A 13682-nucleotide genomic window follows, 5' to 3' on the forward strand; every position below is an offset into this window, starting at 1 on the left:
CGGGACTTTCGGCCCTCGGCCCCGCCGGGAAGGTCGCGTAGTATGGACGGCGCAGAAGGGGAGTAGCTCTTCGCCGGACCGTCGACATACTGCTCAGCCCGCCTGAGCCGGCGCCCGGAGGCAGGCCTCGTACGCGAGGCGGGCCAGCGAGACCTTCGGCAAGCAGTGCACGCCCGTGCCGTACGGCAGGGGTGGATCCGTGTGCTGCCGTGCCGAGGTGTCGCGCGTCGCGGAGATCGTGGAATCCGCGCAATCAGCACTCTCGGTGGGGTGGCCCCGACCGATTGAGGAATCTTGATCAGCCTGACCGTGACGGCGCTCGTCTTCGGTGTTGTCTTCCTCGCCGAACTGCCGGACAAGACCGCCCTGGCCGGCCTCGTCCTCGGCACCCGCTACCGCGCCTCCTACGTCTTCGCGGGCGTCGCCGCCGCCTTCCTGCTGCACGTCGTGCTGGCGGTCGCGGCCGGCAGCGTGCTGACCCTGCTGCCGCAGCAGATCGTGCACGCGGTCACCGGCGTGCTGTTCCTGGGCGGCGCCGCCGTGCTGCTGATGAAGAAGGACGACGAGGACGAGGAGGTCCGCAAGCCGGAGGACCAGTCCTTCTGGAAGGTCGCAGGGGCGGGCTTCATGCTCATCCTGGTCGCCGAGTTCGGCGATCTGACGCAGATCATGACGGCCAACCTCGCGGCCCGCTACGACGATCCGCTCTCCGTCGGCCTCGGCGCGGTGCTCGCGCTGTGGGCGGTGGCCGGGCTCGGCATCGTCGGTGGAAAGGCCCTGATGAAGCGGGTGCCGCTGGGGCTGATCACGAAGATCGCGGCCGTGCTCATGATGGGCCTCGGCGTGTGGAGCCTGTTTGAGGCGATCGCCGGCTGAGCGGCCGGCGGCGTGTGCCGGCGCTGTGTGCCGGTGGCGCGAACCCGGTCTATTTTGTACCGTGGATGAACAAAGTGGTTCCCGTCCGTTCTCCCTGACCGGCGGGCGGGGCCGCCTTGTTTCCTCCCCGCCCCTTGGAGTCTGCCGATGACGGCCACCGCCACCACCGTTCTGCCCGCCCGTGCCCTGCTGCTCGACATGGACGGCACCCTCGTCAACTCGGACGCCGCCGTGGACCGCGTCTGGCGGCGCTGGGCCGACCGGCACGGGCTGGACGGCGACGAGGTCATGAAGGTCGTCCACGGACGGCAGGGCTACGCCTCGATGGCGCTGCTGCTGCCGGACCGGCCCATGGAGCACAACCACGCCGACAACGCGCGCATGCTCGCCGAGGAGACCGCCGACACCGAGGGCGTCGTCGCGATCCCCGGCGCCGCGGAGTTCCTCGCCTCGCTGCGCGGGCAGCCGCACGCCCTGGTGACCTCGGCCGACGTGGCCCTGTCCACCGCGCGGATGGCCGCCGCCGGGCTCGCGCAGCCGGACGTCCGGGTCACCGCCGAGTCGGTCGGCGCGAGCAAGCCCGACCCGGAGGGCTTCCTCAAGGGCGCCGCCGAACTGGGCATCGCCCCCGCCGACTGCATCGTCTTCGAGGACTCCGGCGCCGGCATCGCGGCCGGACGCGCCGCCGGTATGCGGGTCGTCGGCGTCGGGCCGCGCGCCGGGCTGCACGGGCCGGACGTGGTCGTGGAGGACCTGACGCGGGTGCGTGTCGAGGCCGACGCTGACGGCGGGCTGCGGCTGCACATCGGCTGACGGCGGACGCCGAGCGGCCCGCCGCCCCTACGGCTCCCTACGGCTCCCGGGTCTCCGACTCCAGCTTGCGGCGGGTGTCCGGGCCGTAGACACCGACCCTGTCGGTGCGTATGCCGTTCTCCCACTGGTACTGGCGGACGGCGTCCTCGACCTGGTGGTTGTAGTCGCCGTCGAGGCCGCCCCAGTACATCCACTTCTCCTTCAGGCGCTGCTGAAGTTCCACTACCTCCGGGCCCTGGTCACCGCGGCGCAGCGTGGGGCCGCCGCCGGGGTTCCGGTCGTCGTCCCCGGACTCCTGCGGGGCGTCGTCCGCCGGCGCCGTCGTGCTCTGCGTCGGCCCGGCCGACCGGGACGGTGTGGGCGAGGCGCTCGACGCCGACGGGGACGGCGAGACCGAGGCGCTCGCACTCGCCGACGGGGAGGCGGACGCGGAGGCGGAGGCGGAGGGGGACGCGGAGGGCGACGGCGAGGCGGAGGATGCGCTCGGGTCCGCGCTCGGCGAGGACTCGCCGGTCGACGGGTCCGGCACGCTGGCCCGGACCTCGTCCGGCACCGCCTCGTCCCGCGACGGGGTGTCGTACGAGAACAGCCCGCTGGCGAAGCCCGCCGCGCCGATCACGACCACGACCGCTCCGGCGGCACTCAGCAGGACGCGCTTGCGCCGCCTCCGCGGTGCCCCTCCGTCGCCGCCCGGGCCTCCGGCCCCCGGGCCCACCTGCGGCAGGGGTGCGGTGGCGGATGCGTCGAACAGGCGCAGGTCGTGCGCGCTGGGCGAGCCGGCCGAGGGGGCCAGGGGGGTCGGCAGCGCGGAGGTCGCCGCCGGGTCCCCGGCGGGCGAGTCGGCACCGGAGGCGGTTCCGGAACCCGCACCGGCTCCGGAACCCGCACCGGCTCCGGCGTCGACGGCGCGCAGCGTCATCGTGGCGTCCGGGTCGGACGGGGGCGACGCGGGCGACGCGGGCGGCGCGGGCGGCGCGGGCGGCGCGGGCGCGGCACGGTGCTCACCGGGCGCGTCGGGCGCGTCCGGCGGCTTCCCGGCGTCGGCGCCGTCCAGTTCGACGTACGGCCGTATGCGCAGCGGATCGAAGTCCTCCGCCGCTGCCGCCTGGGCCGTGCGTGCGTCGCGCAGGGCGTCGGACGCCCTGGTTCCGCAGGCGCAGGACGGGGTGTTGTCCGCCGCCCTGGGTGTGCCGCACTCCGGGCAGGCGGCCCCCGCCGGCCGGTCCTGCGACGGCTCCTTCTGCTGCTCCACGCGTTCGTCCCTCCCCTCGCGACTCCCCTCGCGACCTCCAGAGATTATGCAGATCTTCTCCATACTCCGGCGCACACGCCCCCGGAATACCGGCTTCCTGGAGGACTGAAACGGCCATATCTGGTCACACCGACCAGGATGGACCGTGACACCTGTGGAGGTCGGGATGGCCGGAGACGTGCGCGGGGCGACGGAGTCGGAGCGGGAGCCGGACCCGGCGCGGCTCACCGCACCGGGGGAGCAGGAGCAGGTCTCCAGCGGCGTACTCGTCTCCATCGGGGCCCTGCTCCTCGGCATGCTGCTCGCCGCCCTCGACCAGACCATCGTGTCGACGGCGCTGCCGACCATCGTCAGCGATCTCGGCGGACTCGAGCACCTGTCCTGGGTGGTCACCGCCTACCTCCTGGCGGCCACCGCCGCGACCCCGCTGTGGGGCAAGCTCGGCGACCAGTACGGACGCAAGAGGCTGTTCCAGCTGGCGATCGGGATCTTCCTGGTCGGGTCCGCGCTGTGCGGCATCGCGCAGGGCATGGGCCAGCTGATCGCCTTCCGCGCCCTGCAGGGACTGGGCGGCGGCGGGCTGATGGTGCTGTCGATGGCGATCGTCGGCGACCTGGTCCCACCCCGTGAACGCGGCCGCTACCAGGGGCTGTTCGGCGCGGTCTTCGGCGCGACCAGCGTGCTCGGGCCGCTGCTCGGCGGGGTCTTCACCGAGCACCTCAGCTGGCGCTGGGTCTTCTACATCAACCTGCCCATCGGCGTCGTCGCGCTCGCCGTGATCGCCGCGGTCCTGCACATCCCGCGCCGCACCACCCGGCACGTCATCGACTACCTCGGCACCCTCCTCATCGCCTCCGTCGCCACCTGCCTGGTCCTCGTGGCCTCGCTCGGCGGCACGACCTGGGCCTGGGGCTCCCCGCAGATCATCGGGCTCGCGGTGCTGGCGGTGCTCCTGGCCGTGCTCTTCGTGGCCGTGGAGCGCAGGGCGGCCGAGCCCGTCCTGCCCCTCAAACTCTTCCGCGTCCGCACCTTCACGCTCTCCGCCGTCATCAGCTTCGTCATCGGCTTCGCGATGTTCGGCGCGATGACCTACCTGCCGACGTTCCTCCAGGTCGTGCGCGGCGTCACCCCCACCATGTCCGGTGTGTACATGCTGCCGATGGTGTTCGGCCTGCTGATGTCCTCGACCGTCTCCGGGCAGATCGTCAGCCGCACCGGCCGCTGGAAGGTGTTCCCCGTCGCGGGCACCGCCGTCACCACCCTCGGACTGCTCCTGCTGCACCAGCTCGACGAGAACAGCGCCACCGCCGAGATGGGCGCCTGCTTCTTCGTCTTCGGCCTGGGCCTCGGCCTGGTGATGCAGGTCCTCGTCCTCATCGTGCAGAACGCCGTCGCCTACGAGGACCTGGGCGTCGCCACCTCCGGCGCGACCTTCTTCCGGTCCATCGGCGCGTCGTTCGGCGTGGCCATCTTCGGCACGATCTTCGCGAGCCGCCTCGGCGACCAGCTCACGGATGCCTTCCGGGGCGACGCCCTGCCGCCCGGTCTCTCCGTGGACACCCTCAAGGCCGACCCGCGCGGCATCGGCGCCCTGCCGCCCGCGCTGCGCCCCGAGGCGATCCACGCCTACGCCTCCTCCATCACCGACGTCTTCCTGTACGCCGCCCCCGTCGCCCTGCTCGCCTTCCTGCTGGCCTGGTTCCTGAAGGAGGACCGGCTGCGTGGCTCGGTCACGGCACCGGACGCCACCCAGACCCTGGCCAGCAACCCGGTGGAACGCTCCTCGCACGACGAGGTGTGCCGCGCCCTGTCGGTGCTCGGCACCCGGGAGGGCCGCCGGGAGGTCTACCGCGGGATCACCGCGCGGGCGGGCTACGACCTGCTGCCCGCGGCCAGCTGGATGCTGCTGCGGGTCAGGAAGTACGGCCGGGTCGAGCCGGCCCAGCTCGCCGAGCGCAGCCCGGTCCCCCTGGCGACCGTGATGGCGGCGGCCCGGCAGGTGGAGGAGCGGCACCTCGCCGTCCGCGAGGGACCCGACCTGGTCCTCACCCGCCGCGGCCGCGAGGTCGCCGAACGGCTGGCGCTGGCCCGCGAGGACTCGCTCGCCGAACTGCTGGGCGACTGGTGGGGCCCGGACCGTCCGACCGACCTGGTGCGGCTGGTGCGGGAGCTGACCGGGGAACTGTGCGGCTCGCAGCGGGAGCGCCCGCACGAGGGGCGTACGCCCGCGCGGGCGGGCTGAGCGCCGCCGTCAGGAGTCGGGGTCGCGGCGCAGCCGCTTGGCGAACCAGTGCTCGGCGTACGGACTGTCGTTGTACGCCTCGGTCTCGGTGTAGCCGAGGCGCGCGTACAGGGCGCGGGCCTCGACGAGGTCGCCCCGTGTGTCCAGGACCATGCGCCGAGCCCCGAGCGCCCGTGCCGCGTCCTCGGCGGCCCGCACGAGCAGCCCGGCGCCGCCCCGGCCGCGCATCGGGCCGTACAGGAACACCCGCTTCAGCTCGGCGGTCGTGTCGTCCAGCAGGCGCACGCCGGAGGTGCCGGCCGGTTCACCGCCGTAGCGCGCGACCAGCAGCCATCCCCGGGGCGGTGCGAGGTCGGCGCCGGATTCCGCGGCGATCTCCCGCTCCAGCTCGTCGGGGTCGGTCGCGCGGCCCTCGTGGAGCCGGTACCAGCGGTCGCTCACCTCCGTGTAGTACGCGCGCCAGAGGGCGGCGGCGACGGGGGAGTCGTACGGTTCCGGGTCGACGGTCCAGGTCATGACCCGCATTGTCGGCCGGGGACCGGCGTGCCGGGCAAGCGGATTTCCCGGTGCGCCCCGCCCGCGGGCGACGGGTGTCAGCCCTCCGCCCGGCCCTCCCGCCACTGCCGCACGACCTCTTCGACGTCGTAGGGCTTCAGACCCAGCGGAGGGCCGGGCGGTGGCTTGAACATGACGTCGCGGATCTTGACGTTGATCTCCTCGACGATGCGGCGGACCACCCGCTCCGACGGTGCCTTCGCCGCCGCCTCCAGGGCGTCCTCCGCCTCCTTGCGCAGGGCCAGCGTGGGCGGCAGTACGGAGAAGCCCTCGCGGGCCATCTTCCGCTTGACCCACCACAGTTCGTCGTAGGTGCTGTCCATCTCGCTCGGCAGGGGCTTGCCGACGCCGGGCAGTTCGGCGAACTCGCCGCGCGCGTCCGCATCACGGATCTGTTTGTCGACCCAGGACTCGAAGTCGACGCCGGGTGGCTTTCGCTCGGTCATGACCCCATTGTGCCGGACGCCGGACACGGCTTCACCGGTCGATCTATCATGCGGCGGCGACAAGCCAACGGACCTCGAAGGAGCGCACGTGCTCGAACTCACCATGGCCGCCGTCACCGCGGCGGACGCGGGTGCCACGGCCGGCATGCAGATGGCCGACGCGCCCAGCGAGCCGGACGCGGTGCTGCGGGTGGGCAGGGACAAGTCCGTGTGCCGGCTGTCGACGCCGGATGACTGGCTGTTCGTCTCCCGGGTCCACCTGGAGTTCCGCTGCGGAGCCGACGGCACCTGGCGGCTGAGCTGGCTGCGCGGCTCCCAGCCGGACCCCTCCAGCGAGGTCCGGCTGACCATCGGCGAACACCGGCAGGCGCTGCCCTACGGCGGCACCGTGCCGCTGCCCAGGGGCGGCAGCGGCGAGGTGGTGGTGCAGGACCGCGCGGAGCCGCGCAGCGTCAACGTCGGCTTCTACCACGAGGTGTAGGCCCGGCCCCGCAGCTACCGGACAGTGGTTCAAGCCGGCGGCTCAGGACGGCAGTTCAAGCCGGCAGCTCAGGCCAGCACGCGCGCCAGCGCGAACCCGTCGTACCCCTTGGTGCCGACCGTCTGGAGGGCGGTGCCGCTGAGCCGGGGGTGGCTGCCGATCAGCTCGATGGCGGCGCGGGTGCCGCGTACGTCGTCGCCGGTGTCGTCGGCGTCGGCCACCCGGCCGCCGCGGACCACGTTGTCGATGACGATCAGGCTGCCGGTGCTGGTGAGTCTCAGCGCCCACTCGAGGTAGTGCGGGTTGTTGCCCTTGTCGGCGTCGATGAAGACCAGGTCGAAGGGCGGCGGGTTCTCGTCGGCGAGCTTCGGCAGGGACTCCAGCGCGGGACCCACCCGTACGTCGACGAGCGCGTCGAGTCCGGCGCGGGCGATGTTGCGGGTGGCGACCTCCGCGTGCCGGGCGCTGTACTCCAGCGTGACCAGGCGGCCCTCGGCGGGCAGGGCGCGGGCCAGCCAGATGGTGCTGTAGCCGCCCAGGGTGCCGATCTCCAGGATGGTGCGGGCGCCCTGGATCTGGGCGAGGAGCTGGAGGAGCTTGCCCTGGTTGGCGGCGACGTTCACCGGGGGCAGCCCGGCGGCGTCGCTCTCCCTGCGGGCGGCCGCCAGGGCGTCGTCGTCCGCTGCGAGGTGGGTGACGAAGTAGGCGTCGACGTCGTCCCAGACCTGCGACTCGCTCATGCGGGGCCTCCCGTGTGCGTCGTGACGTGTTCCCGGTGTGTGGGTCCGACCCGTGCCGCGCGGCGGAAGAGCTGGCGGGAGCCGCCCTCCGGGCCCGGGGCGACGACTTCGGCGGGGGTGAAGCCGAGCCGCTCGTAGAAGGCGCGGGCGCCGCTCTCGGCGGCGCCGGGGTGGTCGGCGCCGAAGGTGACCACCTCGACGTCGGCCGGTTCCCGCACCCACCTGCGCATCGCGTCCCGCATCAGCGCACGGCCGACGCCGCCCGCGCGGGCCTGCCGGGACACGACCAGCCAGTGGACGTGGTGGACCGGCGTGTCCGTGCCCGCGTCCGTGCCGAACAGGAGCCCGCCGAGCAGCTCCGCTCCAGCACCCGGGGCCGCGTCGGTGTCCGGATCCGGGTCCGGGGCGACGGCGACCAGGGCCGCGCCCCGGCGGATGTGCTCGCGCACCGCGTCGTGGAATCCGGCGTCCTCGACCATCGGGCCGAACCAGTGCTCCACCTGGCCCGCCAGGCCCAGGAATCCGGGGAAGTCTCGCTCCTCGGCGAGTCTGACCATCATCCTGGCAGTCTCGCAGACAAGGGCGATCAGCGTCGTCCCTCCACCGCCGGTGCCGAGCCCGGCAGCGGGCGGCCCGCCGACTCCGTCATGAACCACACCGCGACGCCGCCGACCACGGCCGCGGCCATCATGTAGTACGCGGGCATCATCATGTCGCCGGTCGCCCCGATCAGCGCCGTCACCACCAGCGGCGTCGTCCCGCCGAACAGGGACACCGAGACGTTGAACCCGATCGACAGCGAGCCGTACCGCACCCGCGTCGGGAACAGCGCGGGCAGCGCCGACGGCATGGACGCCGTGAAGCAGACCAGCAGCAGGCCCAGCGCGCCCATGCCCAGGGCCACCGCGAGCAGGCTGCCCTCGCGGATCAGCAGCAGCGCCGGGACGGACAGCAGCAGGAAGCCCGCGCAGCCCGCGGCGATCACCGGCCGCCGCCCGACCCGGTCGGTCAGCGCGCCCGCGAACGGCTGGACGACCATCATCAGCGCCATCACGCCCAGCACCACGAGCAGCCCGTGCGTCTCGTCGTACTCCAGTTCGCTGGTCAGATAGCTCGGCATGTACGACAGCAGCATGTAGTCGGTGACGTTGAAGACCAGCACCAGGCCGACGCAGAGCAGCAGCGCCCGCCACTGACCGGCGACCATCTCGCGCAGCGGCACCTTCACCCGCGCCGTCTCCGCCTTCGCCACCTCGGCCGCGAACGCCGGGGTCTCCTCAAGACGCATCCGCAGGTACAGGCCGACGATGCCCATCGGGCCCGCGATCAGGAACGGGATGCGCCAGCCCCAGGACATCAGGTCGCCGTCCGACAGCAGCGCCGTCATCAGCGTCACCAGACCGGCGCCGCCGATGTACCCGGCGAGCGTGCCGAACTCCAGCCAGCTGCCGAGGAACCCGCGCCGCCGGTCCGGCGCGTACTCCGCGATGAAGGTGGACGCGCCCGCGTACTCACCGCCGGTGGAGAATCCCTGCACCAGCCGGGCGGCCAGCAGCAGCACCGGAGCCCAGACACCGATCGTCGCGTACGACGGGATCAGGCCGATGGCGAACGTGCCCGCCGCCATCATGATCATCGTCACGGCGAGCACCTTCTGCCGCCCGACCCGGTCCCCGAGCGGACCGAAGACCATGCCGCCGAGGGGACGGACCAGGAACGCGGCGGCGAAGGCGCCGAAGGTGGACAGCAGCTGCGCGGTCGGATTGCCCGACGGGAAGAAGACCTTGCCCAGCGTCACGGCGATGTAGCTGTAGACGCCGAAGTCGAACCACTCCATCGCGTTGCCCAGCGCCGCCGCCTTGACGGCACGCCGGACGAGGGCGGGGTCGGTGGCGGTGGGCGCGCCGGTGGCGCGCGGGGCGGGTGCGGAGGTGGTGCGGAACGGGGGAGTGGCGACGGGGGCGGCCGACAAAACTACGCTCGCCTGCTTTCGACGGGGACGGGGGACGGGATGGGACCGGGACGAGGCGGGGACGGGGACGGAGGCGGCGGAACGCCACGACCCGCACGGCGGCGCTGTCGCCGGGCCGGAAAGAGCCCGCGGCACTCGGCCACGGGCGGAAAAGCGACCATAGGCGCTGATGCGCCACTTACGCCCGGTATGCTTTTCGTTGCACTGTGCACCAAAATGGCGTACACGCAGGGGACATGCGCGCGCCGCCTGCCGTTCCCCCGCTCGCGCTCTGTGATCCTTCTCGCTCTCCGGGGCGAGAAGCGGGCGGCTGTCAGGTTGAGTGGGGGTTGCTCGCGTCTTCCTCCGGGGGTGGTGCGAGCCTCATAGGGTTCGCAGGGACGACACACCGCGTCCACGAGCGCGGTACGTGCGGTACGAACGGGGCGGGAGGCCGACGAGGCGTGGCGAATGCGGAGCACAGTGGGCGACCGGCGGAGTCCTTCGGAGCCTCGGCCGCCGACGTGACCAGAGCACGATGGCACGTCGCACGCCTCGGCCTGTGGCTGATCGCCGCCGTGCTGGCCGTACGACAGGTGGCCGCGGTCCTCGGCACCCCGCGCGGGGAACGCCTGACGGACCTGGAGACCTGGGTCGGCGAGCACGGCGTCCTGCACGTGGAGGGGTCCCTCTACGACTCCACGCAGTTCACCGGGACGCCCTTCGTCGGACTCGTCCTCAAACCCTTCACCCGCGCCGCCGAACAGGCCCTCGGCTGGGGCTGGACCTTCGGCTCGCTGCTGCTGGTCGTGGCCCTCGGCCTGGTCGCCGCCCGCGCCCTGCCCCAGCCGGTCGGACGCCGTACGGCGCTGCTGGCGGCGCCGGTCGCCATCAGCCTGCTGATGCTGTCGCTCCCGGTGCGCAACGCGTTCTGGCTCGGCCAGACCAGCATCATCCCGGTCCTCCTCGTCCTCCTCGGCTGCTTCGCCGTACGCGGGGCCCAGGGCGACCGGGTGGGCGGCGTGCTGATCGGTGTCGCCGCCGCCTTCCAGCCGACCGTCCTGCTCTTCGTGCCGCTGCTGTGGTTCACCGACCGCAGACGCGCCGCCGTGTCCACCGGGATCACCTTCGTCGCCTGCACCGCCGTCGCCTGGGCGGCCATGGCCCAGGACTCCTACACGTACTGGGTGCACCACATGGCCGGCGTCGGCCTGGGCGGCGAGGCCGACGACCTCGCCAACCAGTCCCTGCACGGCGCCCTGCTGCGACTCGGCCTCTCCGGCCCCCTGGAGATCGCCCTCTTCCTCCTGCTCGGCGCCGCCGTCGCCGCCCTCGCCCTGCGCCGCGCCGTGCACTACGCCCGCGACGGCCAGCTGCTGCTCGCGGTCGCCGTCACCGGCTGCGCGGCCGTCGTCGTGTCCCCGGCCACCTGGCAGCACCAGCTGCTGTGGGTGCTGCCCGCGGTGGTCGGCCGGGTCGGCAAGCGGGCCTCCGACCGGTACCTGTGGCCGGTCGCCGTCGTCCTGGTGATGACGCTGCCCGCGAAGATGATGCTGCCGAACATGTCGGCCCTGTACCCGCTGCGGGACAACGTCGTCTTCCTCGCCGCGCTGGCCGCCGCCGTCGCCGTGCCGTTCCTGTCGCGCACGTCGCCCCACTTCGACACCCCGGTCCCGACGGCCTACGCGCCCCCCGTCCCGACCCGCTTCAAGCACGTCCCGCTGCTGCCGTTCCTGCGCCGGGTCCTCACCCGCCCCAACCTCCTCCTGGAGCTGCTCCTCATCCGGGTCACCTACGCCGCCTACTCCCAGGTCCGCCTCGCGGCGACCGGCGGCAGCAACTCGGCGGGCCGGGCGCGCGCCGAGGAGCACGGCACGCAGATCCACGACATCGAGCGGTTCCTGCACATCGACATCGAGCACGCGATCAACCACGCGGTGGTCAAGGTCGGCTGGCTGCGGGACTTCTTCGACTTCTACTACACGTCGTTCCACTTCATCGTCCCGCTGACCGTCCTCGGCGTCCTGTACTGGCGCCGCCCGGTCGACTACCGCTGGGCCCGCGCCTCGCTGGGCTTCGCCACCCTGCTGGCCCTGGTCGGCTTCTGGCTCTACCCGCTGGCCCCGCCGCGGCTGATGCCGGGGCTCGGGATCATCGACACCGTGCACGGAGTGCAGGACTTCTCCAAGCCGGACTACGGCACGCTGACCCACCTCACCAACCAGTACGCGGCGATGCCGTCGCTGCACTTCGGCTGGTCGCTGTGGTGCGGGGTGGTGATCGCGATCATCGCGCCGAGGGCGTGGATGAAGGCCCTGGGCCTGCTCCACCCGCTCTTCACCGTCTCGGCGATCGTGGCCACCGGCAACCACTGGGTCCTGGACGCGGTCGGCGGCGCGGCGGTGGTCGCGGCTGGCTTCGGACTGACGTATTGGTTCCAGGGCCCGCGGGCCAGGACCGTCACGGCGGTGGCGGCGACGGAGAAGACGGCGCAGACGGAGAAGACAGGGGAGACGGAGGCGAGGGTGAAGCCGGCCGGGGAGCCCGCGGCGGACGTCAGCAGCGATCCCCCGGCCCCGGCGAAGGACCGTACCGGGAGCTGATCCGGTACTCGCCGGGTGCCGCGACGGTCAGCCGGGCGAACTCACCGTCCTGCTTCAGGCACCCGCCGTCGCTGCGCAGCCACGGCGACCAGGCGACCCGCACGGTCACCGCGCCGGGCCTGTCCACGCGCAGCACCAGGTCGGCGGGGGTGGTGTCCACCACCGTGCCGGGCGCGGAGACGAGCGGTACGGCGTCCCGCACCCGGTAGACCTGCCAGTGCGGGTCCCGCCAGACGGGCTCCAGCCAGTCGGGCCGCAGCTCCGGGTCCCGGACCAGCTCCGCCTCGGCCCGCGCCGGGCCGTCCGGCCTGCCCAGCGGGGCGACGACGAAACCGACCGCCCAGCGGTCCAGCCACTCCCGGTAGGCGGTCGCGGAGAAGGTGCCGTCGTAGAAGAGGCGGCCGCGTTCCACGTCGAGCTGCCGGTTCCAGCCGCGGGCCAGGTTGACGTGCGGGGCGAGCAGGGTGGCCTCGCGGTGGTTGCGGGCGGGCACCACCTCCACCCGCGCCCGGTCGGCGCCGAGCCCCTCCAGGGCCGCCACGACGCCGTCCGTCTCGGCGGCCCAGGCCGGCACGGTGGTGGACACCTTCAGATCGTCGACGGTCTTCTTCCCCACCCAGCCCACGGAGTAGACGAGCGAGACGGCCAGCAGCCCCGGCAGCAGCCGCCGCGACCGGGCCGCGGTGAGCGCCGCAGGGGCGGTGAGCAGCGCGGCCAGCAGTACGGCGGGCGCGAACAGCTCCGCGAACCGCTCGACGTTCGTGCCGACCGGTGAGGCGACCAGGTACGTCAGCACGGTCCCGAGCGCGTAAACGGCCCCGCTCCACCGGGCGACCCGCCAGGTGCGCGGGGCCAGCACGGTGACGGCGAGGCCGAGCAGGACCGGCGGCCAGATGCGGGCGGCCGGCATGGGCTGCTCCCCGGTGAAGGGGAAGAACAGCGTCGTCAGCCCGACGACGGCCGCCGGGGGTATGAGCAGCACCAGGGCCCGCCGCCAGTCCCGTACCAGCAGGAACGCGGCCCCCACGACGGCCAGGAACAGCCCGGCCACCGGCGAGGCGGCCGTCGCCAGCGCCGCGTACCCGGCGGCGAGCCACAGCCGCCGCTCCCGCACCAGCGGCACGCAGGCCGCCAGCGCGAGGGCGACACCGAGGGCGAAGGTGGTCCGGCCCGAGGCGACGTCGCACCACAGCGCGAGGGAGGCGAGCAGCGCGGGCCACACCGGCCGGCGCACCCCGCCCCGCACCATCAGCACGGCCGCGAGCCAGGAGGCGGCGAGCCCCGACACGACCGTGACCGTGCGCACGCCGAGCGCCGCCATCAAGTACGGGGATATGACGCTGTAGTTGGCGGTGTGCATCCCGCCGTACCAGAACAGCCCGTACGCCGAACTCCCGTGCCGCGAGGCGAAGTCGGCCCACGCCTCCTGCGCGGCGAGGTCGCCGCCGCCCGTGGCGAGAAACGCCCACCACACCACGTACAGCGGGATGGTGGGCAACGTGGCGAGCAGCGGCACGCGATACCGGCGCCCGAAGTCGCGCAGGGCGGCGCCCGGACGTCTGTCCCGACGCCGTTCGGGCCGGGGGACGGTGAGTTCGGCAGGGGCCACGGTCGGGGGATTCCGTTCGGCGTCGTCGGGGTGCCCGGCGTGGACACACGTGCGAAGACGATAATTCGAACAGAAAAGTTGGCCCGGACCGGGCCCGACTACTCGGCGGCGGAT

The 13682-nt window shown here is 73.1% G+C and carries 12 protein-coding genes; 5 read left to right on the forward strand and 7 right to left on the reverse strand.

Annotation, left to right across the window (positions count from 1 at the left end; translation table 11 throughout):
- Positions 1 to 294: 294 nt before the first annotated feature.
- Both ACH4D3_RS09160 and ACH4D3_RS09165 read left to right on the forward strand, forming a co-directional pair.
- Positions 295 to 876, forward strand: a complete 582-nt coding sequence (locus tag ACH4D3_RS09160; RefSeq protein ID WP_398318400.1) for a TMEM165/GDT1 family protein — start codon at positions 295 to 297, stop codon at positions 874 to 876.
- A 147-nt stretch (positions 877 to 1023) separates the two neighbouring features.
- On the forward strand, positions 1024 to 1689 hold the full coding sequence (locus ACH4D3_RS09165) for an HAD-IA family hydrolase (protein WP_398318403.1): 666 nt from the start codon (positions 1024 to 1026) through the stop codon (positions 1687 to 1689).
- A 37-nt stretch (positions 1690 to 1726) separates the two neighbouring features.
- On the opposite strand, the gene ACH4D3_RS09170 is transcribed toward ACH4D3_RS09165, so the two are convergent.
- Positions 1727 to 2941 (reverse strand): peptidoglycan-binding protein, encoded by a 1215-nt coding sequence (locus ACH4D3_RS09170; RefSeq protein ID WP_398318406.1) that lies wholly within the window; start codon positions 2939 to 2941, stop codon positions 1727 to 1729.
- Positions 2942 to 3107: 166 nt separating this feature from the next.
- On the opposite strand from ACH4D3_RS09170, the gene ACH4D3_RS09175 reads away from it, so the two are divergent.
- On the forward strand, positions 3108 to 5183 hold the full coding sequence (locus tag ACH4D3_RS09175; protein ID WP_398318947.1) for a DHA2 family efflux MFS transporter permease subunit: 2076 nt from the start codon (positions 3108 to 3110) through the stop codon (positions 5181 to 5183).
- 9 nt (positions 5184 to 5192) lie between these two features.
- On the opposite strand, the gene ACH4D3_RS09180 is transcribed toward ACH4D3_RS09175, so the two are convergent.
- Positions 5193 to 5699 carry a GNAT family N-acetyltransferase gene (locus ACH4D3_RS09180; RefSeq protein WP_398318409.1) on the reverse strand — a complete coding sequence of 169 codons (507 nt, stop codon included), beginning with the start codon at positions 5697 to 5699 and terminating at the stop codon, positions 5193 to 5195.
- A 77-nt stretch (positions 5700 to 5776) separates the two neighbouring features.
- Entirely contained in the window at positions 5777 to 6184 is a 408-nt protein-coding gene (locus tag ACH4D3_RS09185) for a DUF1992 domain-containing protein (protein ID WP_398318412.1), read from the reverse strand.
- A gap of 88 nt (positions 6185 to 6272) precedes the next feature.
- Here ACH4D3_RS09185 and ACH4D3_RS09190 point away from each other — a divergent pair, with 88 nt between their 5' ends.
- The gene (locus tag ACH4D3_RS09190; protein ID WP_193782873.1) at positions 6273 to 6665 is read left to right on the forward strand and encodes a hypothetical protein; all 393 of its coding nucleotides are present in this window, start codon (positions 6273 to 6275) and stop codon (positions 6663 to 6665) included.
- A gap of 68 nt (positions 6666 to 6733) precedes the next feature.
- On the opposite strand, the gene ACH4D3_RS09195 is transcribed toward ACH4D3_RS09190, so the two are convergent.
- Genes ACH4D3_RS09195 through proP form a run of 3 tightly spaced genes read right to left on the reverse strand, consistent with a single transcriptional unit; the run spans position 6734 to position 9377 of the window.
- Positions 6734 to 7405, reverse strand: coding sequence for an O-methyltransferase (locus ACH4D3_RS09195; protein ID WP_398318417.1), 672 nt, complete (start codon positions 7403 to 7405; stop codon positions 6734 to 6736).
- Complete coding sequence (locus ACH4D3_RS09200; protein WP_398318420.1) at positions 7402 to 7965, reverse strand: GNAT family N-acetyltransferase; 564 nt, start codon at positions 7963 to 7965, stop codon at positions 7402 to 7404. Before ACH4D3_RS09200 ends, ACH4D3_RS09195 begins: the two co-directional genes overlap by 4 nt.
- 26 nt (positions 7966 to 7991) lie before the next feature.
- Complete coding sequence (gene proP / locus ACH4D3_RS09205) at positions 7992 to 9377, reverse strand: glycine betaine/L-proline transporter ProP (protein WP_398318423.1); 1386 nt, start codon at positions 9375 to 9377, stop codon at positions 7992 to 7994.
- Between the two features lie 443 nt (positions 9378 to 9820).
- On the opposite strand from proP, the gene ACH4D3_RS09210 reads away from it, so the two are divergent.
- Positions 9821 to 11959, forward strand: a complete 2139-nt coding sequence (locus ACH4D3_RS09210; protein ID WP_398318426.1) for a bifunctional glycosyltransferase 87/phosphatase PAP2 family protein — start codon at positions 9821 to 9823, stop codon at positions 11957 to 11959.
- Here the strand turns inward: ACH4D3_RS09210 and ACH4D3_RS09215 are convergent.
- Complete coding sequence (locus ACH4D3_RS09215) at positions 11913 to 13568, reverse strand: hypothetical protein (protein ID WP_398318429.1); 1656 nt, start codon at positions 13566 to 13568, stop codon at positions 11913 to 11915. The genes ACH4D3_RS09210 and ACH4D3_RS09215 overlap by 47 nt on opposite strands.
- Positions 13569 to 13682 lie beyond the last annotated feature (114 nt).

Source organism: Streptomyces sp. NPDC018026 (genome assembly GCF_044327745.1).
GTDB lineage: Bacteria > Actinomycetota > Actinomycetes > Streptomycetales > Streptomycetaceae > Streptomyces > Streptomyces rubrogriseus.

What these genes read in the sequence shown, in the direction of transcription:
- ACH4D3_RS09165 (WP_398318403.1), top strand. Translation starts at nt 1,024, where the DNA reads ATGACGGCCACCGCCACCACCGTTCTGCCCGCCCGTGCCCTGCTGCTC.
- ACH4D3_RS09175 (WP_398318947.1), top strand. Translation starts at nt 3,108, where the DNA reads ATGGCCGGAGACGTGCGCGGGGCGACGGAGTCGGAGCGGGAGCCGGAC.
- ACH4D3_RS09180 (WP_398318409.1), bottom strand. Translation starts at nt 5,699, where the DNA reads ATGACCTGGACCGTCGACCCGGAACCGTACGACTCCCCCGTCGCCGCC.
- ACH4D3_RS09185 (WP_398318412.1), bottom strand. Translation starts at nt 6,184, where the DNA reads ATGACCGAGCGAAAGCCACCCGGCGTCGACTTCGAGTCCTGGGTCGAC.
- ACH4D3_RS09195 (WP_398318417.1), bottom strand. Translation starts at nt 7,405, where the DNA reads ATGAGCGAGTCGCAGGTCTGGGACGACGTCGACGCCTACTTCGTCACC.
- ACH4D3_RS09200 (WP_398318420.1), bottom strand. Translation starts at nt 7,965, where the DNA reads ATGATGGTCAGACTCGCCGAGGAGCGAGACTTCCCCGGATTCCTGGGC.